Below are 1305 nucleotides of genomic sequence, written 5' to 3' on the forward strand. Positions count from 1 at the left end.
TCTGAGTAGTTACCACGCGTGATATTAAAGATACTTTTTTGATCCGTTAATTGAAGATCATGATTTTTGATTAGCATTTTCTCTGCTTCGTTGGTGAGATTTAATTTATCATAAGCACTTACACAAGTATGCCCGCCTTTTTTTATTGATTGATTAGCGAGTAGAAGAAAATTTTCAAGATATGGTGGAAAGCCTGAATTTTTGCTCCATTCAACATGTGCCCAAACTCTCTTCGTGTAGGATTGAATATAGGCTTTATAAGCCTCATTTGAATAAAAATTTTTTGAAGGATCTTTTATATTGATGACGGTAGAATAATAATCATAGTTGTTCACGAATATAAATAGCTTTCTTTTTTCATGGTCCAGGAAAGAACTTAAACGAGCTTCTATCACTGGCCACAACCGATCGTTTTCGATAATTAGAGTTGGTTTCCCCGATTTAATACCAGCCAATATAAAAGAGGCGGCATTCTCGATATACGCTTCATTATTTTGAAAAACATATAGAATATGAGCACAGTCAATGGATTCGAATAGACTGCATATCTGTTTTGACTTAGTATCAAACATAAATTTCAGCTCCTTTTAGGAAACTAGAAAAAAGCGGACAGTTTCTTTTGACTGTTGTATGTCACTGTCACCATCCATAACTTCGATGAATAAAAGTATTTATACATCAATTTCCATTTTGTCTGCTGCAAATCCTCTTGCATATTTCATGCCGGATAAAAGAACAGAAATAAAATTCAAAGAAGAATCATCATCACGGACCAGCAACCTGTGCACCCGATCAGAATATTTTCTGCAATTTTACTTTTCAAGATAAAAGTTCCATTCATAGTGTAAAAATAAAAGCACTTTTCGTGTGTGAAAAAGTGGTTTCTTATATTTTCCTACAATAATAGCTGAAATTCTACAAATTTAAATCGACAAATACCGACAATAAGTTTTTAGGGAAAAAATTGAATGAATGAAAGGAGTTCGGATAATCGGTGATGAATTGAAACCGGGCATGCCATAATTTGATGGTTATTTAAGTGAAGGGGAAGCGAAAGAAATGTACTTTTGTAATCCTTACCTGGTTTGCATTCTTTTAGCACTTTTGAATCGTTTAATGAAATAAAAAGGCCGCTCAGTCCGGAGACCGAGCAACACTGATAAAAAATAACGGAGCTATTTGTAAAACTTAACGTAAAATAACACGCGTGTTGATTAACCAGAATCATACAGTTTCCTTCCAGTGAACCTCAAAATAATGATGTAGAAACAAGGCCATTTCAGCCTGCCATTCCAACGGCAGCGA

General features: G+C 34.5%; 1 protein-coding gene. It reads right to left on the reverse strand.

The window, feature by feature from the left end:
• The coding region (locus BTO30_RS16680) for an MEDS domain-containing protein (protein WP_075399816.1) at positions 1-572 on the reverse strand (572 nt) is incomplete at its 3' end.
• Positions 573-1305 lie beyond the last annotated feature (733 nt).

This window comes from Domibacillus antri, from assembly GCF_001936625.1.
Classification (GTDB): Bacteria; Bacillota; Bacilli; order Bacillales; family Domibacillaceae; genus Domibacillus; species Domibacillus antri.